24 protein-coding genes and 5 tRNA genes are annotated in these 21,809 nt (G+C 44.1%); 26 read left to right on the top strand and 3 right to left on the bottom strand.

Annotated features, from left to right (window positions below; all coding sequences use genetic code 11):
* The first annotated feature begins 30 nt into the window (after nt 1–30).
* The gene (locus tag PO830_RS13405) at nt 31–1,683 is read left to right on the top strand and encodes an amidohydrolase (protein ID WP_272854086.1); all 1,653 of its coding nucleotides are present in this window, start codon (nt 31–33) and stop codon (nt 1,681–1,683) included.
* Here PO830_RS13405 and PO830_RS13400 read toward each other — a convergent pair whose 3' ends face one another.
* On the bottom strand, nt 1,684–2,466 hold the full coding sequence (locus PO830_RS13400) for a membrane metalloprotease (protein WP_272854085.1): 783 nt from the start codon (nt 2,464–2,466) through the stop codon (nt 1,684–1,686). It abuts the gene before it with no gap.
* 113 nt (nt 2,467–2,579) lie between these two features.
* Between PO830_RS13400 and PO830_RS13395 the strand changes: the two genes are divergently transcribed.
* A complete protein-coding gene (locus tag PO830_RS13395) occupies nt 2,580–3,071 on the top strand; it encodes a YkgJ family cysteine cluster protein (protein ID WP_272854084.1) in 492 nt (163 codons plus the stop codon).
* 1 nt (nt 3,072) lies between these two features.
* Here PO830_RS13395 and PO830_RS13390 read toward each other — a convergent pair whose 3' ends face one another.
* Entirely contained in the window at nt 3,073–4,338 is a 1,266-nt protein-coding gene (locus PO830_RS13390; protein ID WP_272854083.1) for an exo-beta-N-acetylmuramidase NamZ family protein, read from the bottom strand.
* Between the two features lie 10 nt (nt 4,339–4,348).
* Here PO830_RS13390 and PO830_RS13385 point away from each other — a divergent pair, with 10 nt between their 5' ends.
* The 15 genes from PO830_RS13385 to PO830_RS13315 all read left to right on the top strand — a co-directional run bounded on the left by PO830_RS13385 (nt 4,349) and on the right by PO830_RS13315 (nt 17,137).
* Nucleotides 4,349–5,584, top strand: coding sequence for an ABC transporter permease (locus PO830_RS13385; RefSeq protein ID WP_272854082.1), 1,236 nt, complete (start codon nt 4,349–4,351; stop codon nt 5,582–5,584).
* An 89-nt stretch (nt 5,585–5,673) separates the two neighbouring features.
* Nucleotides 5,674–7,032 carry a pyridoxal-phosphate dependent enzyme gene (locus PO830_RS13380; RefSeq protein WP_272854081.1) on the top strand — a complete coding sequence of 453 codons (1,359 nt, stop codon included), beginning with the start codon at nt 5,674–5,676 and terminating at the stop codon, nt 7,030–7,032.
* A gap of 46 nt (nt 7,033–7,078) precedes the next feature.
* Nucleotides 7,079–7,429, top strand: coding sequence for a DUF202 domain-containing protein (locus PO830_RS13375; RefSeq protein WP_272854080.1), 351 nt, complete (start codon nt 7,079–7,081; stop codon nt 7,427–7,429).
* A gap of 38 nt (nt 7,430–7,467) precedes the next feature.
* Nucleotides 7,468–8,745, top strand: a complete 1,278-nt coding sequence (locus PO830_RS13370; protein WP_272854079.1) for a DUF2851 family protein — start codon at nt 7,468–7,470, stop codon at nt 8,743–8,745.
* 18 nt (nt 8,746–8,763) lie between these two features.
* On the top strand, nt 8,764–8,994 hold the full coding sequence (locus tag PO830_RS13365) for a PspC domain-containing protein (RefSeq protein ID WP_272854078.1): 231 nt from the start codon (nt 8,764–8,766) through the stop codon (nt 8,992–8,994).
* The gene (locus tag PO830_RS13360; protein WP_272854077.1) at nt 8,991–10,004 is read left to right on the top strand and encodes a potassium channel family protein; all 1,014 of its coding nucleotides are present in this window, start codon (nt 8,991–8,993) and stop codon (nt 10,002–10,004) included. The genes PO830_RS13365 and PO830_RS13360 overlap by 4 nt, the downstream gene beginning before the upstream one ends.
* Before the next feature lie 96 nt (nt 10,005–10,100).
* Nucleotides 10,101–11,726, top strand: coding sequence for an alanine/glycine:cation symporter family protein (locus PO830_RS13355; RefSeq protein WP_272854076.1), 1,626 nt, complete (start codon nt 10,101–10,103; stop codon nt 11,724–11,726).
* 14 nt (nt 11,727–11,740) lie between these two features.
* The gene (locus tag PO830_RS13350; protein WP_272854075.1) at nt 11,741–12,610 is read left to right on the top strand and encodes a ComEA family DNA-binding protein; all 870 of its coding nucleotides are present in this window, start codon (nt 11,741–11,743) and stop codon (nt 12,608–12,610) included.
* A gap of 36 nt (nt 12,611–12,646) precedes the next feature.
* Complete coding sequence (locus PO830_RS13345) at nt 12,647–13,813, top strand: acyl-CoA dehydrogenase family protein (RefSeq protein ID WP_272854074.1); 1,167 nt, start codon at nt 12,647–12,649, stop codon at nt 13,811–13,813.
* Between the two features lie 20 nt (nt 13,814–13,833).
* Entirely contained in the window at nt 13,834–15,264 is a 1,431-nt protein-coding gene (locus PO830_RS13340; RefSeq protein WP_272854073.1) for a carboxypeptidase-like regulatory domain-containing protein, read from the top strand.
* A gap of 78 nt (nt 15,265–15,342) precedes the next feature.
* Nucleotides 15,343–15,537, top strand: a complete 195-nt coding sequence (gene rpsU, locus PO830_RS13335; protein WP_272854072.1) for a 30S ribosomal protein S21 — start codon at nt 15,343–15,345, stop codon at nt 15,535–15,537.
* Between the two features lie 64 nt (nt 15,538–15,601).
* Nucleotides 15,602–16,492 (top strand): tyrosine-type recombinase/integrase, encoded by an 891-nt coding sequence (locus tag PO830_RS13330; protein WP_272854071.1) that lies wholly within the window; start codon nt 15,602–15,604, stop codon nt 16,490–16,492.
* Nucleotides 16,493–16,515: 23 nt separating this feature from the next.
* Complete coding sequence (gene hpf / locus PO830_RS13325; protein WP_272854070.1) at nt 16,516–16,818, top strand: ribosome hibernation-promoting factor, HPF/YfiA family; 303 nt, start codon at nt 16,516–16,518, stop codon at nt 16,816–16,818.
* Between the two features lie 112 nt (nt 16,819–16,930).
* Nucleotides 16,931–17,004 (top strand) — tRNA-Thr (locus PO830_RS13320).
* A gap of 47 nt (nt 17,005–17,051) precedes the next feature.
* A tRNA-Tyr gene (locus tag PO830_RS13315) sits at nt 17,052–17,137 on the top strand.
* Here the strand turns inward: PO830_RS13315 and PO830_RS13310 are convergent.
* Complete coding sequence (locus tag PO830_RS13310) at nt 17,102–17,245, bottom strand: hypothetical protein (RefSeq protein ID WP_272854069.1); 144 nt, start codon at nt 17,243–17,245, stop codon at nt 17,102–17,104. The genes PO830_RS13315 and PO830_RS13310 overlap by 36 nt on opposite strands.
* A gap of 286 nt (nt 17,246–17,531) precedes the next feature.
* On the opposite strand from PO830_RS13310, the gene PO830_RS13305 reads away from it, so the two are divergent.
* The 9 genes from PO830_RS13305 to rplJ all read left to right on the top strand — a co-directional run bounded on the left by PO830_RS13305 (nt 17,532) and on the right by rplJ (nt 21,756).
* Nucleotides 17,532–17,604 (top strand) — tRNA-Gly (locus tag PO830_RS13305).
* A gap of 58 nt (nt 17,605–17,662) precedes the next feature.
* Nucleotides 17,663–17,734, top strand: a tRNA-Thr gene (locus PO830_RS13300).
* Nucleotides 17,735–17,788: 54 nt separating this feature from the next.
* Nucleotides 17,789–18,976: an elongation factor Tu gene (gene tuf / locus PO830_RS13295; RefSeq protein WP_272854068.1), complete on the top strand. Its 1,188-nt coding sequence runs from the start codon at nt 17,789–17,791 to the stop codon at nt 18,974–18,976.
* 161 nt (nt 18,977–19,137) lie between these two features.
* Nucleotides 19,138–19,210 (top strand) — tRNA-Trp (locus PO830_RS13290).
* Nucleotides 19,211–19,245: 35 nt separating this feature from the next.
* A complete protein-coding gene (gene secE, locus PO830_RS13285; RefSeq protein WP_442870112.1) occupies nt 19,246–19,434 on the top strand; it encodes a preprotein translocase subunit SecE in 189 nt (62 codons plus the stop codon).
* 11 nt (nt 19,435–19,445) lie between these two features.
* On the top strand, nt 19,446–20,000 hold the full coding sequence (gene nusG / locus PO830_RS13280) for a transcription termination/antitermination protein NusG (protein WP_272854067.1): 555 nt from the start codon (nt 19,446–19,448) through the stop codon (nt 19,998–20,000).
* A 68-nt stretch (nt 20,001–20,068) separates the two neighbouring features.
* Nucleotides 20,069–20,506, top strand: a complete 438-nt coding sequence (gene rplK / locus PO830_RS13275; protein WP_272854066.1) for a 50S ribosomal protein L11 — start codon at nt 20,069–20,071, stop codon at nt 20,504–20,506.
* 20 nt (nt 20,507–20,526) lie between these two features.
* Nucleotides 20,527–21,222, top strand: coding sequence for a 50S ribosomal protein L1 (rplA, locus tag PO830_RS13270; protein ID WP_272854065.1), 696 nt, complete (start codon nt 20,527–20,529; stop codon nt 21,220–21,222).
* Between the two features lie 12 nt (nt 21,223–21,234).
* Complete coding sequence (gene rplJ / locus PO830_RS13265) at nt 21,235–21,756, top strand: 50S ribosomal protein L10 (protein ID WP_272854064.1); 522 nt, start codon at nt 21,235–21,237, stop codon at nt 21,754–21,756.
* Nucleotides 21,757–21,809: the final 53 nt, after the last annotated feature.

The following is a 21,809-nucleotide window of genomic DNA, read 5'->3' as shown; positions in this document are numbered from 1 at the left end:
TTTTATTTTTAGCATCTGAAACCAACGCTTATGAAATTTTTCTCCTTCGTATTTGTGTCCCTCTTGCTGTTTTCTTGTGTTCCTGAAAAGCAGTCTGCCGACTTACTCGTGAAGAACGCACGTGTTTATACTGTCAATGAAGCGTTCGATCTTGCAGATGCTTTTGTTGTACGCGATGGAAAGATTCTGGAGATAGGTATCAAACCTGAATTGGAACTAAAATATGCTATTGCCGAAACGTATGACGCCCAAGGAATGTCCATCGTTCCCGGCCTTATTGATGCTCACGCACATCTCTATAATTTAGGGGTTACCAAACAGCAGGTTGATCTTACGGGCACTCAGAGCCTGGAGGAAGTGTTAGATCGCGTTGTGGCCTTTCAGAAAGAGAAGAAAACCGACTTTATTTTAGGGCGAGGCTGGGATCAAAATGATTGGGAGGAACAGAACTATCCTACCAAGACAATCTTAGATTCGTTGTTTCCCAATACCCCGGTAGCCCTAACGCGTGTTGATGGACATGCCTTATGGGTAAATTCGATAGTTTTAGAACAAGCGGGTATCACTTCGGAAACAATAGTGGATGGCGGTGAAGTAGTGATGGAAAATGGGGAGCCCTCTGGTATCCTGATTGACAGTCCGATGGCCCTAGTTCGAAACATCATACCCCGGTCCGATACCGTCTATAACATAAACGCCTTGAAGGACGCTGAAGCGAATTGTATAGCCCTTGGGTTAACTACGGTAAATGATGCCGGACTCGACAGAAGTATTATTGAATTGATCGATAGTTTGCAACAATCTGGTGCCATGAAACTACGCGTCTATGCCATGGTAAGTAATACCCCCGAAAACCTGGATCACTACTTAGCGCAAGGTCCGTACATTACCGAACGCTTAACCGTGCGCAGTGTAAAAGTCTACGGAGATGGTGCGTTAGGCTCCAGAGGTGCTGCCTTGCGGGCGCCGTACTCAGATCTGTCGGGCCATTACGGGGCGATGATCACCAGGGAAGACTCATTGCAAGTCTTAGCCGACCGAATAGAAGCGGCGGGTTTCCAGATGAATACACACGCTATTGGCGACTCTGCGAATGTTTCTGTGTTGCGAGTCTATAAAAATGCCTTGGCCAATCAACAAGACGCGCGATGGAAGGTTGAGCACGCTCAAGTGATCTCACCCGAGAATTTTGAGGATTTCTCCGGAAACATCATTCCTTCGGTACAACCTACGCATGCTACCAGTGATATGTACTGGGCCGAAGATCGACTAGGTACCGAACGTATGTCGGGAGCCTATGCCTATAAAACCTTATTGGAGGCCGCGGGAAAGCTTGTCTTGGGAACCGATTTCCCGGTAGAACAGGTCAATCCTATGTACACCTTTTACGCCGCTGTAGCGCGAAAAGATCTCGAGCAGTACCCGGAAGATGGTTTTCAGATGCAAGATGCCCTAACACGAGAGCAGACGCTCCGTGGAATGACCCAGTGGGCAGCGTACTCTAATTTCGAGGAGAACCAAAAGGGAACGATTGAAACCGGAAAAGTAGCTGATTTTGTGGTGCTTGATCGCGACATCATGGAAATTCCTGTAGATAGCATTCCAAAGATAAAGGTGTTGGCCACCTTCATCAACGGGGAGAAAGTCTATGAAGTTGAAGCGGAAGGCTCTTTGCAGGAATAATTATTTTCCACCCTTAGCCTGAAGATCCTCGATACACAACGGATCAAAATTAGGTGCCTGTGCGCGGCGCTCTAGAAAGCGTGCTACCTCACTTTTAGTGAGACCAGAGGCGTCAAAATACATCAAACATTCTTCGACGAAGCAATGCTTCGCTCTAAACTCATCTTCGTGTTCGGTATGGATATCGTCTTCGGAAATATTCACAAGTCCCAGGATGTGTCCCATTTCATGATGCAAGGTAGTTGCCTCCAACACGGGTAGGGTGGTTGAACTACTAATATCGCGCAGCGTTTTTTCATAGACCACCATAGACGTGTTACGATAGGCGGTGCCTAAGGTCACCGAGTTACTGCTATCACCAAACGAACTTCCGTCCGAAAAGAAAACATACACCGCGATGGTGTCATCGGTCGTAAACTGAGTTCGGTTCGCTTCTTCGATCTCACGAATTTCGGTACTATTATAAGGGGCTCCAGGAGGTGGGTCGATGACGGTTTCCACGAATACCACCCCGCCTGGTTTGTTGAGTCGGTTTTGCAAAAAGGTTTGAAATCCATCGATGGTTTCTTGCATAGGGCGGAACCCTTCCGAATAAACAAACTCTACGACCATCCTGTCATAGGTTTCATTAGCTAATAGGTCTTCTGCAGATTCCCCTAGGGCTTTTTTATTTTCTGCGGTTGGATCTTCCTGTGGCGGCGTATCATTATTATCATCGTCCTTACAGGAAGTAATAAGTACTGCTGCGGATAGCATCAGGAGCAGGAATTTGGGAAATGTCATCGTCAATTTTTTTGTAAATATAGTAAACTCTAGGCGTACGTCGTAATTATGGCGTCGTATTGAAAACGCACCCATTCCTTTTTTGTTTCTTTGCGGAAGTATTATTTATGAGCATGAAATCGATACTCGAACAATTACCACAACGCGCTGCTGAAAAACGGCCGGTTCACAAGAAGTTTTTTCGGAAACTCAAGAAGAACCCTCCGAAGCATTTGGATACCCTGATGCAAGAATTACATACGGAAACGTTTGAAAGAACCGATTGTTTGTTGTGTGCTAATTGCTGTAAAACGACGGGACCGTTATTCACCGATCGAGATATTGAACGTATTGCAAAAGCCTTCCGACTCAAACCCAGTCAGTTTATCGAACAATATTTACGGCTTGATGAAGAGAACGATTATGTGCTGCAATCGGTGCCCTGTCCATTTCTGGGCGCAGATAACTACTGCAGTATCTACGAAGTACGCCCAAAAGCGTGTCGTGAATTTCCACATACCGATCGAAAAAAATTTCAGCAGATATCGCATCTTACCCTAAAAAATGTGGCGATTTGCCCGGCTGCTTTTACCATAGTAGAATCGTTGCGCGAGCGAATTTCGTAGGCTACGGATACAATAAGTAACGTTCTCTTACTTTTTTAAAAGCTTCTAAATCTTTTAGCCAGGTCTTGCGTATTTCCCGAAAAGTAAGTCCGTCTTCAATCTGTTTCTGAAGGAGTTCCGTTCCGGCGTGGGCGGTAAAATTTTTGGTATTGAAAAAGCTTTTAGGCGCAGCATGCGATCGATACGCTTCGATGATCCATGAAAGATCTACTCTATTCATTCGTTCGGTATTCCGAAGATCAATTCCGTGGCACTTCTTGCCTTGCTGCTTGGGATATTTCGCCCCTTCATTCGGTTGCGGGGTGTACTCAAATGGATATTGCGCCTTGGGTAATTCGGGCGCCCCGAAAACCTGAAATTGCATATCGGTGCCACGACCGGCATTTACCGTGGTTCCTTCCAGTAGTCCGAGGCTGGGATAGAGCGTAATGGCGGTGTCATTAGGCAAATTTGGAGAGGGCTTGATAGGAAGGGAATACACCTTATCATGAGTATAGCCCTCCATAGCAATTACCGTAAGATTCACTTTGTTATTATTGGCCAACCAACCCTCACCATTGATCATTGTTGCATATTCTCCAATCGTCATTCCATGGACCAGGGGAACGGGATGCATTCCCAAAAAGTTGGTGTGCTGGGGCTCCATCATAGGGCCGTCTACATAGTGGCCATTAGGATTGGGTCTGTCGAGTACTACCACCGGGATGTTCGCTTCAGCGCATGCTTCCATTACATAATGAAGGGTAGAGATATAGGTGTAGAACCGAACCCCCACATCTTGAATGTCGAAGACCACAATGTCAATTCCATTGAGTTGGTCTGGAGTTGGCTTCTTGTTCTTGCCATGAAGTGAAAAGATAGGCAGGCCCGTTTTGGTGTCTATGCCGTCTTTTACATGCTCGCCGGCATCAGCGGTTCCACGAAAACCGTGTTCGGGTGCGAAAACGGTTTTCAATGCAATGTCTTTCGAAAGGAAAAAATCTACCAAGTGAATTCCCTTCCCGTTCGGTTCGGTTGCTACCGTTTTTTGTGAAGTTGGGTTGGCCACGAGCGCCACCGCTTTCCCGCGCAACAGGGGCAGGTACGCTTCAGGTTGATCGGCGCCAAGAATGAGCTGCTGGGTGGATTCGGAAGTTTCCGAAGGAATTTCAGAAGCGTTTTCAGGATCTTGTGAATTTTCAGAAGCCTCCTTATTCTGACTTCCGCAGGAAAAACAGATGCCGAGAACTAGAATTAATAATGTATTTTTGAGTGACGTAACGTGCATAAACAGCCTAGTGAATTTCGAATATTTTATCGCCCGGCGCATCATTGCAGCCAAGGAATATAAAAGTAGCGTTTCAGCCCCAATTATAAAAATTGCGATCGTCGCAATTGCGTTAGGGTTGATTATGATGCTGATTTCTATAGCGACGGGAGTGGGCTTACAAAAAAAGATTCGGGAAAAGGTTTCGGCCTTTCAAGGAGACATCATCATTTCAAATTACGACACCAATTTTTCGAACGATTCGCAAATTCCGATTTCCAGGGAGCAAGATTTTTATCCCGACTTCACCGCCGTACCGGAAGTAACACACATTCAGGTGATGGCACTTAAAGGAGGCGTCATCAGAACAGAAACCGACTTCGAAGGCATTGTCTTGAAAGGAGTGGCCACAGACTATCACTGGGATGCTTTTGAAGACTTTTTGGTGGAAGGAACGCTGCCGGACTATTCCGGAGCGATTTCGAACGAGGTATTACTGTCGTCTTATCTGGCAAACCGACTTCAACTGCAATTGGGAGATCGCATAACAACGCATTTTTTTGATGAAGAATCTTCGAATAAGATACGCAGTCGTGGCTTTGATATTGTAGGGATCTATAGCAGCGGATTCCAAGAATTTGATGAGCAATTTGTGATTGGAGACTTGCGGCATATTCAATTGTTGAACCGATGGGAGGATGACCAAATTGGGGCCTTCGAATTGCTGGTGGATGATTTTGACCGCGTGGGCGAAATTGGTATGAAGGTATATAACGAGACGGGAAGCGACCTCGATATGCAAACCATCCGGGATAAATACTATTCGATTTTTGAATGGCTCGATCTTTTCGACTTCAACATCGCGCTCATTATCGGTATAATGATTCTGGTGGCAGGAATCAACATGATCACCGCCTTGTTAGTCCTTATCTTGGAACGTACTCAAATGATCGGAATCTTAAAGGCTTTGGGCAGTTCCGACTGGAGTATTCGGAAAGTGTTTTTGTACAATGCCATGTATCTTATTGGAGTTGGGCTGTTCTGGGGAAATGTAATTGGTATCGGTTTATTACTTCTTCAGAAATACGGAAAGTTCTTTCCGCTCGATCCTGATACTTATTACGTAACCGAAGCTCCGGTTTATTTGGATGTGAGTTATGTCTTGCTGCTCAATGCGGGCACCTTCGTGTTGTGCTTGCTGATGTTGCTGATACCCTCGTTTATCATTTCAAAAATATCTCCTGTGAAAGCCATTCGTTTCGAGTAGGTTGATCGCTCTACGGAAAGGTTAATTGCACTTCTTGAACTTGCAGACCATAGGAAATAGCGGTATCTTTGCGCCCGCAAATTTACAGAATGGAATACGCTGAAAATATCTTAGGAACCATAGGAAATACTCCTTTGGTGAAAATGAATGCCCTTACCAAAGAATTACCTTGTTTGGTGTTGGCTAAATACGAAACCTTTAATCCCGGAAATTCGGTGAAAGACCGAATGGCGCTGCAAATGATCGAAGATGCAGAAGCGGATGGCCGACTAAAACCTGGGGGTACCATTATTGAAGGGACCTCTGGAAATACCGGAATGGGTCTCGCGCTCGCAGCGATCGTAAAAGGATACAAATTGGTGTGCGTGATGAGCGATAAGCAAAGTAAGGAAAAAATGGACATCCTTCGAGCTGTGGGAAGTAAAGTGGTGGTGTGCCCAACCGATGTAGAACCGGATGATCCGCGTTCGTATTACTCGGTGTCCAAACGACTAGCCGAAGAAACACCCAACAGCTGGTACGTGAACCAGTATGACAACCCTAGCAATACCAAGGCGCATTACGAAAGTACCGGTCCCGAGATCTGGAAGCAGACCGAAGGAAAAGTCACCCATTTTGTAGTGGGAGTAGGTACCGGAGGTACCATCAGCGGCGTAGGGAAGTATTTAAAAGAACAAAACCCGAACGTAAAGGTTTGGGGTGTCGATACCTATGGAAGTGTTTTTAAAAAATACCACGAAACTGGTGAGTTTGATGAGAACGAAATCTATTCGTACATCACTGAAGGAATTGGCGAAGACATCCTACCGGCCAATGTAAATTTCGATATTATTGATGGATTTACGAAAGTAACCGATAAAGATGCGGCCATCTACACACAAAAGCTCTCCAAAGAAGAAGGAATGTTCTTAGGGAATTCCGCCGGAGCGGCCATCAAAGGTGTGTTACAATTAAAGGAGCATTTTTCTGAAGACGATGTGGTGGTGGTTTTATTTCATGATCATGGAAGTCGATACGTCGGGAAGATGTTCAACGACGACTGGATGCGAGAGCGCGGATTTATTGAAGACAAGGTTGTACATGCCGAAGATTTGATCAACAATCATAAAGACAAACCACTTGTTACGGTGAAGGTTGGTGAATTAGTTTCCCATGCCATCGAGCGGATGAAGAAATATAAGATCTCTCAAATTCCTGTGGAAGATACTAATGGTATCGTTGGAGCGTTGGACGAAACCGATTTGCTACGACGCTATTTAGCCGATAAGAATGTTGCAGACCTTCCCATCAAAGAAGTAATGCATGAGCCGTTTCCTATTGTGGAAAAATCCACCTCCATTGAAGAGGTGAGCAAATTGATCCACAAAGAAAACAATGCGGTCTTGGTGCATTTAGGGGATGACAAATATCATATTATCACAAAACACGATATCATCAGTTCACTTTAAAAAAATAGCATCCCGCCTCGGCGGGATTTTTTGTACTTTTAAATGAATGAAACGTCAAGCGAAAAAACTCTTTAAGTATTTGCGCACCAAACCGGTGCCGGTAAATACGCGTGAGATCTTGGCTTTAGAACGTACCAAACTTGCCAATGAACGTACTCTTTTGGCCTATATTCGAGCTTCCTTATATTTACTTTTGGGGGGATTGGCGTTATTGCAATTAGAGGAATTTAAGCAAATTCAGTGGTTGGGATATGTGGCCTTAGTAGTGTGTGTGATATTTCTTATGGTTGGAATTGTTCGCTACGTGTCGCTGTCACGCCGCTTGCATAAGTGGAATCGTATTTTGTTTACCGATACTATTACAGAAGACCCTTCGGGATCCGGTGAATCGGTTTAGGTTACTTGTTTCGTGAAACGACTCCCCGTTTCGAACCTATGAGAATACCAGAAGAGTTCCTTCATTTTTTATGGAAATACCAAAAATTTGAAACGTCCCGGTTGTGTACTTCAGAAGGAATTTCGCTGCAAGTGATCTATCCCGGAATTCACAATCAGCAGGCCGGCCCCGATTTTTTCAACGCGCACCTCCGCTTGGGTGAGACGCTGTGGGCTGGCACCGTAGAAATTCACGTGAAAAGCTCGTATTGGTACCAGCATCAACACCAACAAGATGCCGCTTACGACACTGTCATATTGCATGTGGTATGGGAGCATGATGTCGAAATTTTTCGTGAAGACAATTCGGTGATCCCTACGGTAGTGCTCACTGATTTTGTTAACCCCTCCATCCTAAGAAAATACCTCGATTTATTGGAGGAGCCACGTCGTTGGATTCCCTGTGAAGAAATGTTACCCACCGTGGCATCTGTACGCTGGAAAGCATGGTTAGAACGATTATTCCTGGAGCGAATGGAAGAAAAATCCAAGCGCATCGAAGCACAGCTCAAAACACATCACAACCACTGGGAAGCGGTGTTGTTTCAAATGCTGTGCGCCAACTTCGGGTTAAATTTAAATGGCGCTGCCTTTCAATCCATCGCAAGGTCGATACCTTTTTCGGTGCTTCAGAAATGTGCGGTTTCTTCTTTTGAATTAGAGGCGTTATTTTTTGGGCAGTCGGGATTATTAGCGTTGCCTTCCGAAGATCCTTATGTAGTCGCGCTGTCGGAAGCGTATACCTACCAAAAACGAAAATTCAGAATCACTTCGGAAGGGATTATTACTCCTCAATTCTTTCGATTGCGCCCGGCCAATTTTCCAACTCTTCGATTGGCCCAATTAGCCGATTTATACACTCGAAAAGGCAGGCTGTTTGCTGAACTTATGGAGGCAACAACTCCTTCCGAAGCCATAAAACTTCTGCTTGCGACAGCAAGTGAATATTGGGATACACACTATCAATTTGGAACGTCGTCCAAGCCTCGGAAAAAGGTGACGTCCATATCCTTCCGTTCCTTACTATTGATCAATACGATAGCCCCCCTGCGGTTCTGTTATCAACAACGTTTTGGGAATGAAGCGGGAGACGCGCTCCTCTCATTTCTTGAAGAGCTTTCCCCCGAAAAAAATAGTGTGGTACAGCGCTTTGCGCAGCTTCGGAAGAAGGCCGGAACCGCTGTTGAAAGTCAGGCGCTACTACAATTAAAAACGCGCTATTGCGATAAAAAAAGATGTCTGGACTGTGCGGTAGGAAACGCATTGATTACTGCATAAAAAATAGTACTTTGCAGTATGCTTACCATGGTATATCGCATTCGGCATTATTGGGAAAAACGCGGCTATTACGTGTGTTCTCGCCTCGCAGAACGTCTGGGGATGCGCGCGAAGAATGTTCGTCTGTTTTTTATTTATGTTTCTTTTGCAACGCTAGGTGTGGGTTTCGCGGTGTATCTTACCTTGGCCTTTTGGCTGCGTTTAAAAGATCTTATCTACACCAAACGAACTTCGGTTTTTGATCTATGAAACGAATCTTTCGATCACGCATTACGGGCGCCATTGCGCTATTGTTACTGGTCTTTTTGGCGGGATCCATGGGCTTCAAATGGCTGTCTGGATATTCGTGGATCGATGCTATTTACATGACCATCATAACGGTGACCACCGTTGGATTTAAGGAAGTACAGCCCTTAAGCACCGCCGATAAGATCTTTACCTCTATTTTGATCATAACGAGTATCTTTATTGTGGGTTACGCCATCAAGGTTATTACAGAATACGTCTTGAGCAAAAATGAAATTGGAAACTTTAAACGCAAAAAAGTGAAAGAAAAGATCGATTCCTTACGCCAGCATGTAGTGGTATGTGGCTATGGACGCAATGGTAAACAAGCCGTTCAAAAACTTCAGGATTACAAAAAGGACTTCGTAATCATCGAAATGGACGAAGATTTGGCCGATCGCAGCGATGACGATAACGATTTACTCTTTGTGGTAGGGAACGCCATCGAAGACGACGTCTTAAAGGAAGCCGGTATCGAACGTGCAGACTCCCTTATTTGTGCGCTTCCCAGCGATGCCGATAACCTTTTTATTGTGCTTTCGGCACGACAAATCAATCCAAAACTAAAGATCATTAGCCGGGCCACGGAAGATACCAGTTTTCAAAAGCTGAAACTGGCTGGAGCCGATAATGTGATCTTGCCCGATAAAATTGGGGGAGACCATATGGCTAACTTAGTCGTTACGCCCGACCTGGTGGAATTCTTAGACAATCTTTCGGTATCCGGCGTGCAGGACAGTATCAATGTAGAACAAATACCCTTTGAAAAAATGTGCCCGCACGGAAAGGAGATGGCGATTCAAGATTTGGATGTTCGCAAAAAAACCGGATGTTCTATTATCGGGTATAAATCACCTGATGGAAATTATATAGTTAATCCCGAGCCGTCGTTGATAGTTCGAAAGGATTCGAAGCTTATTTTAATTGGACGTCCCAATCAAATAAAGAATTTGAAGATGCAATACAATGTTTAACAAAATGTTAAATTTTTAACGGGTAAAATTTGAAAACGCCCACTATTTTTTGCATCTTGCCTTCCTTGATAACCAATTCCAAAACTGAAACATTCTATGAAGAAATTTCTTCTCTCACTTGTAGCATTACTTTCTCCCTTACTGACATTTGCACAAGAGGTTTCTACCTCAGAAAAAATTGACGCCGTTTTTAGCGATTACACCGGTTGGTTCGTAGAGGCGATCTTTTATGAAATTCCTTTTTCTGAAGAGTTTCAAATTCCATGGGTACTTATCGTTCTCATAGGAGGTGCGCTATACTTTACCATTTACTTTAAGCTGATCAACTTTACCGGGTTTTTGACGGCTATTAAGGTGGTTCAGGGAAAATATGAAGACATTGAAAAACACGGTGTAGATACGCTCTACGGAGATCAAACCCCCAACGAAGGGGAAAATATTATTGAAACCATTCGCGATGATAGCGCCGATGGTGAAGTATCCCACTTTCAGGCGCTCACGGCAGCCTTATCGGCTACCGTTGGGTTAGGGAATATTGCCGGAGTGGCGGTGGCCTTGTCTATTGGAGGCCCGGGAGCAACCTTCTGGATGATCGTTGCGGGACTTTTGGGAATGGCTTCGAAGTTCGCAGAATGTACACTCGGGGTTAAATATCGCGATGTAGGTGAAGATGGAACGGTGTATGGCGGACCTATGTACTATTTGAAAAAAGGATTGGGAGAAAAAGGTGCAGGCGGACTAGGGAAAGTGCTCGCGATACTCTTTGCTATCTTCGTGATAGGAGGGTCGTTTGGTGGTGGAAATATGTTCCAGGCCAATCAGGCGGCTGCCCAGTTTGTAGAATTATTCGACTTTCAAAACGACAATGCGGGGATGTACTTCGGAATTGTGATGGCCGTACTTGTAGCTGTTGTTATCATTGGAGGAATTAAGCGTATTGCTTCGGTTACTGAAAAGATTGTACCCTTCATGGCGGGAATCTACGTGTTGGCAGCGCTTATCATTTTAGGTGCCAACTATACGGCTATCGATGACGCCTTTGGATTGATCTTTGAAGGTGCGTTTTCCGGACTTGGAATTGCGGGGGGACTTATTGGCGTGATGATTCAAGGTATTCGTAGGGGAGCCTTCTCCAACGAAGCCGGAGTTGGATCGGCGGCTATTGCACACTCTGCAGTGCGTACCAAATACCCTGCTTCCGAAGGAATTGTTGCCTTGCTTGAACCGTTTGTAGATACCGTTGTTATTTGTACGATGACGGCGCTGGTCATCATCATTACCAATTACGACGCAGGGTTCTTAGAATACGGAACCCCGATAACCGAAGGTGTTGAAATTACAGCCTCGGCATTCGATACGGTGATTCCACATTTCTCTATTATTTTGACCGTAGCGGTAATCCTGTTTGCCTTCTCCACCATGATATCCTGGTCTTACTACGGAATGCAGGGATGGAAATACCTTTTTGGTCGTGGACGAGTGACCGATATGGTGTACAAAGTATTGTTCCTGATTTTTGTGATCATCGGTGCATCCATTAGTTTAGGATCTGTAATTGACTTCTCGGACGCTATGATATTTGCGATGGTAGTTCCTAATATTATCGGGGTAATTCTATTGACGCCTATCGTGCGAAAGGAATTGAACAAGTATATGAATGCCATCCGGAAGAAAGCCGATGCGATTAGCGATGGCGCCGACGATGTCAACAAACACCTCTAAAACAAGATAAACATATGAAACCTTCATCCCACATGCTGCTCCCCAGAGGACAGCAGCGTGGGATGTTGTTTTTGGTGGTACTCCTAATAGGACTCATGGTCTTTCTGGCCTTCGCTTCCTTTGAGTCGGAACCCATTCTAACAACGGAGTCGCCGGAAATACAACGAGCCCTACAGGAATTAGATTCACTACGTTGGGTCGCACAGAAAGAGAAGGCGCCAAAAATCTATCCGTTCAACCCGAACTTCATGACCGATTACCGGGCGTATGTGTTAGGCGTGTCACCAGAAGCCTGGGATCGGCTGCAAGCGTTCCGAAAGCAAGATAAATGGATTCATTCGGCATCCGATTTCCAGATGGTGACAGGAGTTTCCGACTCATTGCTAGAAACTTTGCGACCTTATTTCAAGTTTCCTGAATGGGTAAACCAACGGCGGCGTACTTCCGTAAAAAAATATCATACTACTGAAATTCCGGTACATCAACGTTTGGACCTGAACAGCGCGACGACAGCACAGTTACAAGAAGTGTACGGAATAGGTCCTGCCTTTAGCAAACGAATTATTGAATTTCGCGAACGCCTTGGCGGATTTTCGGATGAGCGGCAATTGTATCTGGTCTGGGGATTGAATGATACTGTTGTGAACAACGTGTTGAGGCGTTTTACGGTGAAAGACCCCAAACCCCTTCCGAAGATAAATATCAATACAGCTTCTGCTTCCGACCTTGCCACCTTACCAGGTATTTCGTTTGAAACGGCCAAAACGGTATGGGAGTTCCGTAAGCTGCGTGAGGAGATTAGCGACCTATCCGAGTTGGATAAAATTGAAGGCTTGACCGCCCGACAATTAAGGGTATTTCAATTATATTTGTCTGTTGAATAATCGTCCGCAGCGACGACATAATCCCAAAGAATAGCTATGAATAGTACTTATTTTACCGAAGAGCACGAATTTTTCAGAAAGAGTTTTCAAGATTTCTTAAAGAAAGAAGTAGTGCCCCATATTGAAACCTGGGAAGAAACCGGAACTATCGATCGTTCCGTTTGGAAAAAGATGGGGGAGATGGGCTACTTCGGAATTTCATATCCTGAAACCTATGGAGGACTAGATTTGGATATCTTTTACATGGTGATCTTCTTAGAAGAACTTCAAAAAATCAATAGTGGAGGCTTCGCAGCCGCCATGTGGGCACACGCGTATCTGGCAATGACACATTTGAATAAGGAAGGTAATGAGAAACAAAAGAAAAAATATTTGAGTCCGAGTATCTCTGGAGAGATGATTGGGTGTTTGTGCATTACCGAGCCCTTTGGCGGTAGCGATGTAAGCGGCATGCGTTCTACGGCTGTGAAGGAAGGAGATCATTATATTTTGAATGGCTCCAAGACGTTTATCACCAACGGAGTTTACAGCGACTATCTGATCGTGGCGGCGAAAACCAAGCCCGAGCTCGGCAATAAAGGCATCAGCATTTTTGTAGTAGATCGGGAGGCCGACGGAATTACGTCGACAAAATTAGATAAGCTAGGATGGCGCGCTAGCGACACCGGTGAAATTGCCTTTGATAATGTAAAGATCCCAGTGGAAAACCTAATGGGGGAAGAAAACCAAGGGTTCGCGTATATCATGCAACACTTCGCGCTAGAACGATTGATCATGGGTATCAATGCCCATGCTCGAAGCGAATGGGCCATTGAATACGCTATTGGCTATATGAAAGAACGCAGTGCCTTTGGTAAAACGATCGACAAGTTTCAAGCCTTGCGTCATAAAGTAGCACAAATGAGCGCCGAAACCGAAGTGTGCAAAACCTTTAATTACGCGGTGGCACAACAAATGAAGGAAGGAAATTACGTCGTGAAGGAGGCTACCATGTCGAAACTAATCTCAACCAAAGTAGCCGATGAGGTTGCTTACGATTGTTTGCAGTTATTGGGCGGTTACGGGTATATGGAAGAGTATCCTATGGCGCGTTTACTGCGTGATAGCAGGCTAGGGCCTATTGGTGGGGGCACCTCAGAGATCTTGCGGGAAATCATTGCGAAAATGGTCATTGACGGCAAGGAGTACAAACCGGCCACCTAACTTCCTAAAACGTAACAACCATGAACCCCAATCACCTTTCCCGTTTTCTCCTGATCTTGTTTTTTGTCGGTGCAAGCGTTGCCGCGCAAGCGCAAATCGAATTGAAAAGTAAGGTAGTCGATTTTCTTACCTATATGCCCATTGAAAACGCCAGTGTATACGTAAAAAACACGACGATCGGTACGATTAGTAATGCCGACGGGAATTTTTCCTTGACGGTTCCGCGAACGCTTGAAAACGATACCTTGATTATTTCCTCCATTGGGTATAAGAGTTTTAAGACCACAGTGGGTGCGTTTGAAGAGAGCATGGATATTTTTCTGGAAGAAGACATAGCCTCCTTAGATGAAGTGTTGGTGGTGGCCGAAACGCGCCCTAAAACCGGTAACGAAATTGTATTGCGCGCCATAGAGGAGTTGCCCGACAACCTGCCAGAGGAACCGTATCTTCAAAAAGGATTCTTACGACATAAGGAGCGGAACAAACGGCAGTTCAAATGGCTCATTGAAAGTGCCTTGACACTCTATGATTCCAGCTATGCCTCTGGCGCCGAAGACAACCTAAAGGTTAATGTAGATGAAATCAGAAAGAGTTATGACTTGCGTGATGTCGATAGCTTGTTTTCGTATTCCGCTTATCTGAAATACCGCGGAAACGATCTGGATTTGCGTTCGAAGAAATTAGACCGGGATACCATAGAAACCGCTTCCCTCGTGGAAGCTATTCGATGGAACGACCGCCGTATCAACGGACTCGATCGTCTTTTCAAAGGTAAGTTGAATTTGGTGCGAAACGCAAATGCGTCACGCGCGCTATTGGGAAAAGATGTGCTGAAAACCCATCAGTTTACCTTAGATACTATCTTAGTGGAAAACGATCGTAAATTGTATAAAATAAAAATATCTAAAAGCGAAGATTACATTGGCCTGAACACCCCCGGTGTCTATAACGAAGGATTTGAAGCCCAGGGTTGGATGTATATTTACTGGGACAACTTCGCCATTAAGAAGGTAGAGTATGAACTCATCGCTGCCTCGAAGGCACAGCGCAGCAGAAGCAAAAGTTTGTTCGACACTCTGGTGAATCATAAGTTGGTTATGACGTATCGTGAGTATAACGATAAAATGTATCCGAGTTATATTTATTACGAAACGCCCAAGCTAGTCAAGGTTGGTGATCGTTCTTCAGACCAACCTAAAGACGAGCGGGCTGTAAAGAATGCGCGAGAAGAGCAGTTTTATTATACGGTACAAGAGATCTTGTTTACGGAAATTATTAGTGATTCAACACAAGTCATGAAAACACGTCAACAAGACTGGTCAGCAGACATTTTTTCGAGTCGGCCCTACAACGAACGCTTCTGGAAGAATTACAATGTGTTGTTGGAAAGTGAAGAAGAAGAGAAGTTAATTCAGGACCTCACGCGACGCGCTACGTTGTTCAAAGAGTAATTTTTTATACACTGTCGTTATTTTATTGATTTTAAGTTTGTATCTTTGCCGTCCCAAAAGAGAGGAGGTGATGACACTATGTTAATTATACCAGTTAAAGACGGAGAAAATATCGACAGAGCCCTGAAGCGTTTCAAGCGTAAATTTGACCGTACCGGGACCATGCGCCAGTTGCGCAGTCGCCAGCAGTTCACGAAACCATCTGTAAAGCGCAGAAAGGAAGTGGAAAAAGCAAAATATATTCAGACCTTACGTGATCAGGAAGAGATCTAAACGTTTGTTTTGATATCATATACTAACCGTTGGTTTTGTATCTTTACATACCAACGGTTTTTTTATGTCCTATACCGACTTCCATGAATACCTTTCACTAGAGAAAAAATACAGTAAACATACCCTTACGGCCTACCTCAAAGATCTTTCTGAGTTTGCCGCCTTTGCTTCGGAAGAATACGGGTATGAAAACCTCAATGAAGTATCGTATTCGATCATTCGCCAATGGATGGTGCAGTTGGTCGAGGCGGGAGTTTCCAACCGAAGCGTTAATCGTAAAATATCATCGCTGCAAGCGTATTTTAAGTTTTTGCTGAAGACCAAGCAAATGGATGTCAATCCACTGCTTCAGCATAAGGCATTAAAAACCAAAAAAAAAGTTCAAATACCCTTTTCACAACAAGAGATTGAAGCTGTAATAGCCTTGCTAAATGAGGAAGAAGGGTTTGAGGGCACCCGGAACAAGCTGATGGTCGAGCTGTTTTATGCTTCCGGGATGCGACGGGCCGAACTGGTACATTTGAAACGAAGCGCTATTTCTCTGGAAAATCGAACGATCAAAGTGTTAGGAAAACGGAATAAAGAGCGATTGATACCTTTGCTTCCTTCCGTAGCGGAAACCATCGAGCGTTATCTTCGAGAACGACAACAACTTCCTGATATTGTGGATGATGCTTATTTGTTTCTTACAGAAAAAGGGGTAAAAGTCTACGAAACACTTGTGTATCGCGTGATAAATAATTATTTTAGTAAGACCTCAGTGAAAGTAAAAAGAAGTCCGCATATTCTTCGGCATTCCTTCGCAACCCACCTGTTGAATGAAGGTGCTGATCTAACAGCGGTCAAAGAACTACTAGGGCATACCAGTCTGGCTGCGACACAGGTCTATACACACAATAGTATAGCAAAGTTAAAGCAGGTCTATCAGGATGCGCACCCTAGGAATTCAAAATAAATCAGTAACCTAAATCTTCGCGTATGAAAGTAAATGTGCAAGCCCCAAATTTTGCAGCGGATGTCAAACTCGTTCAATTCATTGAAAAAAGACTTTCCAAACTGGAACAATTTTACGACCGAATTATTTTTGCCGATGTATTTCTGAAAGTTCAGAAGACCAGCGAAAAAGAGAACAAGCACACAGAAATTTTAATCAGTATTCCTGGCGGAGATCTGATTTGTAAGAAAGAGGCGAAAACCTTTGAAGCCGCTACAGATGAATGCATTCAATCGCTCGAACGACAACTGAAAAAACGAAAACAAAAACAAAGGGCACATGCCTAATGAAATTTTATTGAAAAAATTTTTTAGAATAAAATATTTACATACATTTGCAGTCCGTTAGAAATAGCGGACTTTTTTATGCTGAAAAGTTCACATAGAAAAGGACGTAACGGCCGATGTAGCTCAGCTGGCTAGAGCACGTGATTTGTAATCTCGGGGTCGGGGGTTCGAGTCCCTTCATCGGCTCTTTTTTAAGAGCATTTAAACGTTCTTTTTTAATATTGAAAGGCTTAGGGGAGATACTCAAGCGGCCAACGAGGACAGACTGTAAATCTGTTGTTTTTTAACTTCGCAGGTTCGAATCCTGCTCTCCCCACCAAGAATTTTCGAAGAAGCTGTCAAAAGCTCGCTTTTGTAAGGCTTTGATTGAAAATTCTTTGGATTGGGTCACCAATCCAGGATCACCGAGTGTAACGAGGTAATCCATGATGTTCCTTGAATATTGATAAGCAAATGAAAGCTCGCTTTTGTAAGGCTTTGATTGAAAATTCTTTGGATTGGGTCACCAATCCAGGATCACCTAGCATAGCGAGGTAATCCTAAAAGTGCGGTGCAAGTATGGATGCACTTTGAGATAAGTGCCTTGGTTCTATATTATTCTGCATTAGAATTTTGAAACCTAGTTGAATATCGCTATCTTTGCACGCCTTTTTGATGTTGTACACATCATTTTGACATATTGAAAAACCTTTCTTGAGGAATCAGGATAAAATGCGGGAGTAGCTCAGTTGGTAGAGCGTCAGCCTTCCAAGCTGAATGTCGCCGGTTCGAACCCGGTCTCCCGCTCTAAGGTTGTTTTTACGAACAACGGCTTCTTCTCAAACAGAGAAAGAACAATCTTTACGCCGGTGTAGCTCAGGGGTAGAGCGTTTCCTTGGTAAGGAAGAGGTCAGGGGTTCAAATCCCCTCATTGGCTCAACGATGTAATAAATAGAACACTAAATTATAACTAAGATTAAATTAATACAAAATGGCTAAAGAAACATTCGATCGGTCGAAGCCTCACTTGAACGTGGGGACTATTGGACACGTAGACCACGGTAAAACTACATTGACAGCTGCCATTACTAAGGTATTGGCAGATGCCGGTTATTCAGAAGCACGTTCTTTCGATCAAATCGATAACGCACCTGAGGAAAAAGAAAGAGGGATTACGATCAACTCTTCACACGTTGAATATCAAACTCAGAACCGTCACTACGCACACGTAGACTGTCCTGGTCACGCCGACTATGTAAAGAACATGGTAACAGGTGCTGCTCAGATGGACGGTGCGATTCTTGTTGTTGCTGCGACGGATGGACCTATGCCACAAACGCGTGAGCACATCCTTTTAGGACGCCAGGTTGGAATTCCTCGTATCGTTGTGTTCATGAACAAAGTAGACATGGTAGATGATGAGGAGCTTTTAGAGCTTGTTGAGATGGAAATCCGTGACTTGCTTTCTTTCTATGAGTATGATGGAGATAACGGTCCAGTGATCGCTGGTTCTGCACTTGGTGCTTTGAACGGTGAGCAAAAATGGGTAGATACTGTACTTGAATTAATGGAGGCAGTAGACTCTTGGATCGAAGAGCCAACTCGTGAAGTAGACAAGCCTTTCTTGATGCCTATCGAAGATGTATTCTCTATTACAGGTCGTGGTACGGTTGCAACCGGTCGTATCGAAACAGGTGTTGCAAACACTGGAGACCCTGTAGAAATTATCGGTATGGGTGCTGAAAAGCTTACCTCAACGATCACCGGAGTAGAGATGTTCCGTAAGATCCTTGACCGTGGAGAAGCTGGAGATAACGTAGGTATCTTACTTCGTGGTATTGAAAAAACAGACATTAAGCGTGGTATGGTAATTACCAAGCCTGGTTCTGTAACACCACACGCTAAGTTTAAAGCTGAGGTGTATATCCTTAAGAAAGAAGAAGGTGGTCGTCACACACCATTCCACGATAACTACCGTCCGCAGTTCTACGTACGTACGACTGACGTAACAGGAAACATCAACTTACCTGACGGAGTTGAAATGGTAATGCCAGGTGATAACCTTACAATTACCGTAGACCTTATCCAGCCTATCGCCTTGAATGTAGGATTGCGTTTCGCTATCCGTGAAGGTGGTAGAACAGTGGGTGCAGGACAGGTAACTGAAATCCTAGACTAATTACAGGTACTATATAAAAGTCTTAAGGTGTCTTGCATTCGCAGGATGCCTTGACTTTTGTTTAAGGGGTTTCTGTAACAGGCGGCACAGCGTTGGTAGCGTGCTACCAAGATGAAGCCTCCTAATAATATAAAAAACATGATCGTTGATCGTGTTGGTTTACGGGTTTAGCTCAGTTGGTAGAGCACTGGTCTCCAAAACCAGGTGTCGGGAGTTCGAGTCTCTCAACCCGTGCTAGGAGATTAAAATCCGAATAAAATATTTTTACAATGGTAGACTACATCAAAGAATCATACAACGAGTTGAAAAACCATGTTACTTGGCCTAGCTGGGCAGAAGCGCAACGTCTTACCGTTGTGGTGGCAGCATTTTCAGTAGTGTTGGCCTTGGCTATCTGGGGTGTAGATACGGTTTTCAGCAAATTGATCGGACTGTACTTCGATTGGATTAAATCGTAATCTGGAGAGAGATGGCTGAAACGAAGAGTACAAAAAATTGGTATGTGGTTCGTTCGGTAAGCGGGCAGGAGAATAAGATTAAATCTTATATCGAAACCGAAATTACCCGATTGGAGCTGGAAGACTACATTGAACAAGTGTTGGTGCCTACCGAAAAAGTAGTGCAGATCCGAAACGGGAAAAAGGTAAATAAAGAACGTGTTTACTTTCCCGGATATATCATGATTCAAGCAAGTCTGGCTGGTGAGATACCACATATTATTAAATCGATCAATGGGGTGATTGGCTTCTTAGGAGAAACTAAAGGAGGCGATCCTGTTCCGTTGCGACAATCAGAGGTGAATCGAATGCTCGGTAAAGTCGATGAACTTGCGGTGAAGGACGAGAACGTAAACATACCGTATGTGATTGGAGAAACAGTAAAGGTAATCGATGGACCGTTCAACGGCTTTAACGGTTCCGTAGAGAAGATCAATGAAGAAAAGCGCAAGCTTGAGGTGATGGTGAAGATCTTCGGAAGAAAAACTCCGCTGGAGTTAAGTTACATGCAAGTAGAGAAAATATAATTGTTACGCTATAAATAGGTTTTTTCTTTAGCTTCCACATAAGGAAAAATCGCAGTAAAATTTAAACAATGGCAAAAGAAGTAGATAAAGTAGTAAAGTTGCAAGTTCGTGGTGGTGCGGCGAATCCGTCCCCTCCAGTTGGACCCGCTTTAGGTGCTGCCGGTGTTAATATCATGGAGTTCTGTAAGCAATTTAACGGCCGAACTCAAGATAAGCAAGGTAAAGTACTTCCTGTTGTGATTACGGTGTACAAGGATAAGTCGTTTGACTTCGTCATTAAAACACCTCCCGCAGCAGTGCAGATTTTGGAAGCTGCCAAAGTGAAGAAAGGTTCTGGTGAACCTCACGCACGTAAAGTGGCGACCATTTCTTGGGATCAGGTTCGTGCAATTGCTGAAGACAAAATGCCCGATTTAAATGCATTTACCGTTGAGTCTGCTATGAAAATGGTAGCCGGTACTGCACGTTCAATGGGAGTGAAAGTAAAAGGTGCTGCACCTTTTTAATCTAGAAAAGAATCTATACAATGGCAAGATTAACAAAAAAGCAAAAAGAAGCGATGCTGAAAGTAGAGGATAAAACCTATACGGTAGCGGAAGCCTCTGCTTTAATTAAAGAAGTTACCAACGTAAATTTCGATGCCTCTGTAGACCTAGCCGTACGATTAAACGTTGACCCACGAAAAGCGAACCAAATGGTGCGTGGTGTGGTAACCCTTCCACACGGAACGGGAAAAGACGTAAAAGTATTGGCTTTAGTAACGCCCGATAAGGAAGCGGAAGCTAAAGAAGCAGGTGCAGATTATGTTGGTTTAGACGAATACCTCGATAAAATCAAAGGAGGATGGACCGATGTCGACGTCATCGTAACCATGCCGAGTGTGATGGGTAAATTAGGACCACTAGGACGCATTTTAGGACCTCGTGGATTAATGCCTAACCCCAAGACCGGTACGGTAACAATGGACGTTGCTAAAGCAGTTTCTGATGTGAAAGCAGGTAAAATCGACTTTAAAGTGGATAAGACCGGAATCGTTCACGCGGCAATCGGAAAAGCGTCATTTGATGCTGAAAAGATCGCCGGAAACGCAAGAGAATTATTAACGACCCTGGTAAAATTGAAGCCTCAGGCTGCAAAAGGTGTCTATATCAAAAGTATTTTTATGTCTAGTACGATGAGTCCTAGCGTTGAAATCGACACCAAAAGATTTACCGAGCAGTAATATCAAGAAATTATGACAAGAGAAGAAAAAGCCCAAGTAATTCAAGATTTGACTGCGCAGCTGAACGAGAACAATATCGTGTATTTGGCTGATATTTCGGGTCTTGATGCAGGAACAACAACCAGATTGCGTCGCGCTTGTTTCAAAGCCGGTGTAAAGTTGAACGTTGTTAAGAATACGCTATTGGCGAAAGCAATGGATAGTACCGAAAAGGACTTTGGCAATTTGTCTGAAGTACTTAAAGGGAACACCTCGTTAATGGTTTCTGAAACCGGAAACGCTCCGGCGAAAGTGATCAAGGAATTCAGAAAGAAATCGGATCGTCCGATCCTAAAAGGTGCCTTTATTGAAGAGGCCATCTTCGTAGGAGACGACAAGTTGGATACCCTTTCAGAGATCAAATCCAAAGAAGAAGTTATCGGAGACATCATCGGATTACTTCAATCGCCTGCTAAGAATGTTATTTCCGCCCTTAAGTCTGGTGGAGGTACCATCGCTGGTATTCTTAAAACCCTTTCCGAAAAGGAAGGATAGCATATTGCACTAATTAATTTATATAAAAACAACAATTTTTTTAAAACGATAGA

It is taken from the genome of Altibacter sp. HG106, from assembly GCF_028561755.1.
GTDB lineage: Bacteria > Bacteroidota > Bacteroidia > Flavobacteriales > Flavobacteriaceae > DFVG01.
Note: the sequence above shows the minus strand (reverse complement) of the source record. Positions and strands in the feature narration are given on the sequence as shown.

What these genes read in the sequence shown, in the direction of transcription:
- PO830_RS13395 (WP_272854084.1), top strand. Translation starts at nt 2,580, where the DNA reads ATGAAATCGATACTCGAACAATTACCACAACGCGCTGCTGAAAAACGG.
- PO830_RS13345 (WP_272854074.1), top strand. Translation starts at nt 12,647, where the DNA reads ATGAATAGTACTTATTTTACCGAAGAGCACGAATTTTTCAGAAAGAGT.
- PO830_RS13340 (WP_272854073.1), top strand. Translation starts at nt 13,834, where the DNA reads ATGAACCCCAATCACCTTTCCCGTTTTCTCCTGATCTTGTTTTTTGTC.
- PO830_RS13390 (WP_272854083.1), bottom strand. Translation starts at nt 4,338, where the DNA reads ATGCACGTTACGTCACTCAAAAATACATTATTAATTCTAGTTCTCGGC.
- rplA (WP_272854065.1), top strand. Translation starts at nt 20,527, where the DNA reads ATGGCAAGATTAACAAAAAAGCAAAAAGAAGCGATGCTGAAAGTAGAG.
- PO830_RS13375 (WP_272854080.1), top strand. Translation starts at nt 7,079, where the DNA reads ATGAAACGTCAAGCGAAAAAACTCTTTAAGTATTTGCGCACCAAACCG.
- secE (WP_442870112.1), top strand. Translation starts at nt 19,246, where the DNA reads ATGGTAGACTACATCAAAGAATCATACAACGAGTTGAAAAACCATGTT.
- PO830_RS13330 (WP_272854071.1), top strand. Translation starts at nt 15,602, where the DNA reads ATGTCCTATACCGACTTCCATGAATACCTTTCACTAGAGAAAAAATAC.
- PO830_RS13310 (WP_272854069.1), bottom strand. Translation starts at nt 17,245, where the DNA reads ATGGATTACCTCGTTACACTCGGTGATCCTGGATTGGTGACCCAATCC.
- PO830_RS13380 (WP_272854081.1), top strand. Translation starts at nt 5,674, where the DNA reads ATGGAATACGCTGAAAATATCTTAGGAACCATAGGAAATACTCCTTTG.
- PO830_RS13355 (WP_272854076.1), top strand. Translation starts at nt 10,101, where the DNA reads ATGAAGAAATTTCTTCTCTCACTTGTAGCATTACTTTCTCCCTTACTG.
- hpf (WP_272854070.1), top strand. Translation starts at nt 16,516, where the DNA reads ATGAAAGTAAATGTGCAAGCCCCAAATTTTGCAGCGGATGTCAAACTC.
- nusG (WP_272854067.1), top strand. Translation starts at nt 19,446, where the DNA reads ATGGCTGAAACGAAGAGTACAAAAAATTGGTATGTGGTTCGTTCGGTA.
- PO830_RS13365 (WP_272854078.1), top strand. Translation starts at nt 8,764, where the DNA reads ATGCTTACCATGGTATATCGCATTCGGCATTATTGGGAAAAACGCGGC.
- PO830_RS13350 (WP_272854075.1), top strand. Translation starts at nt 11,741, where the DNA reads ATGAAACCTTCATCCCACATGCTGCTCCCCAGAGGACAGCAGCGTGGG.
- PO830_RS13400 (WP_272854085.1), bottom strand. Translation starts at nt 2,466, where the DNA reads ATGACATTTCCCAAATTCCTGCTCCTGATGCTATCCGCAGCAGTACTT.
- PO830_RS13370 (WP_272854079.1), top strand. Translation starts at nt 7,468, where the DNA reads ATGAGAATACCAGAAGAGTTCCTTCATTTTTTATGGAAATACCAAAAA.
- rpsU (WP_272854072.1), top strand. Translation starts at nt 15,343, where the DNA reads ATGTTAATTATACCAGTTAAAGACGGAGAAAATATCGACAGAGCCCTG.
- tuf (WP_272854068.1), top strand. Translation starts at nt 17,789, where the DNA reads ATGGCTAAAGAAACATTCGATCGGTCGAAGCCTCACTTGAACGTGGGG.
- PO830_RS13360 (WP_272854077.1), top strand. Translation starts at nt 8,991, where the DNA reads ATGAAACGAATCTTTCGATCACGCATTACGGGCGCCATTGCGCTATTG.
- rplJ (WP_272854064.1), top strand. Translation starts at nt 21,235, where the DNA reads ATGACAAGAGAAGAAAAAGCCCAAGTAATTCAAGATTTGACTGCGCAG.
- PO830_RS13405 (WP_272854086.1), top strand. Translation starts at nt 31, where the DNA reads ATGAAATTTTTCTCCTTCGTATTTGTGTCCCTCTTGCTGTTTTCTTGT.
- rplK (WP_272854066.1), top strand. Translation starts at nt 20,069, where the DNA reads ATGGCAAAAGAAGTAGATAAAGTAGTAAAGTTGCAAGTTCGTGGTGGT.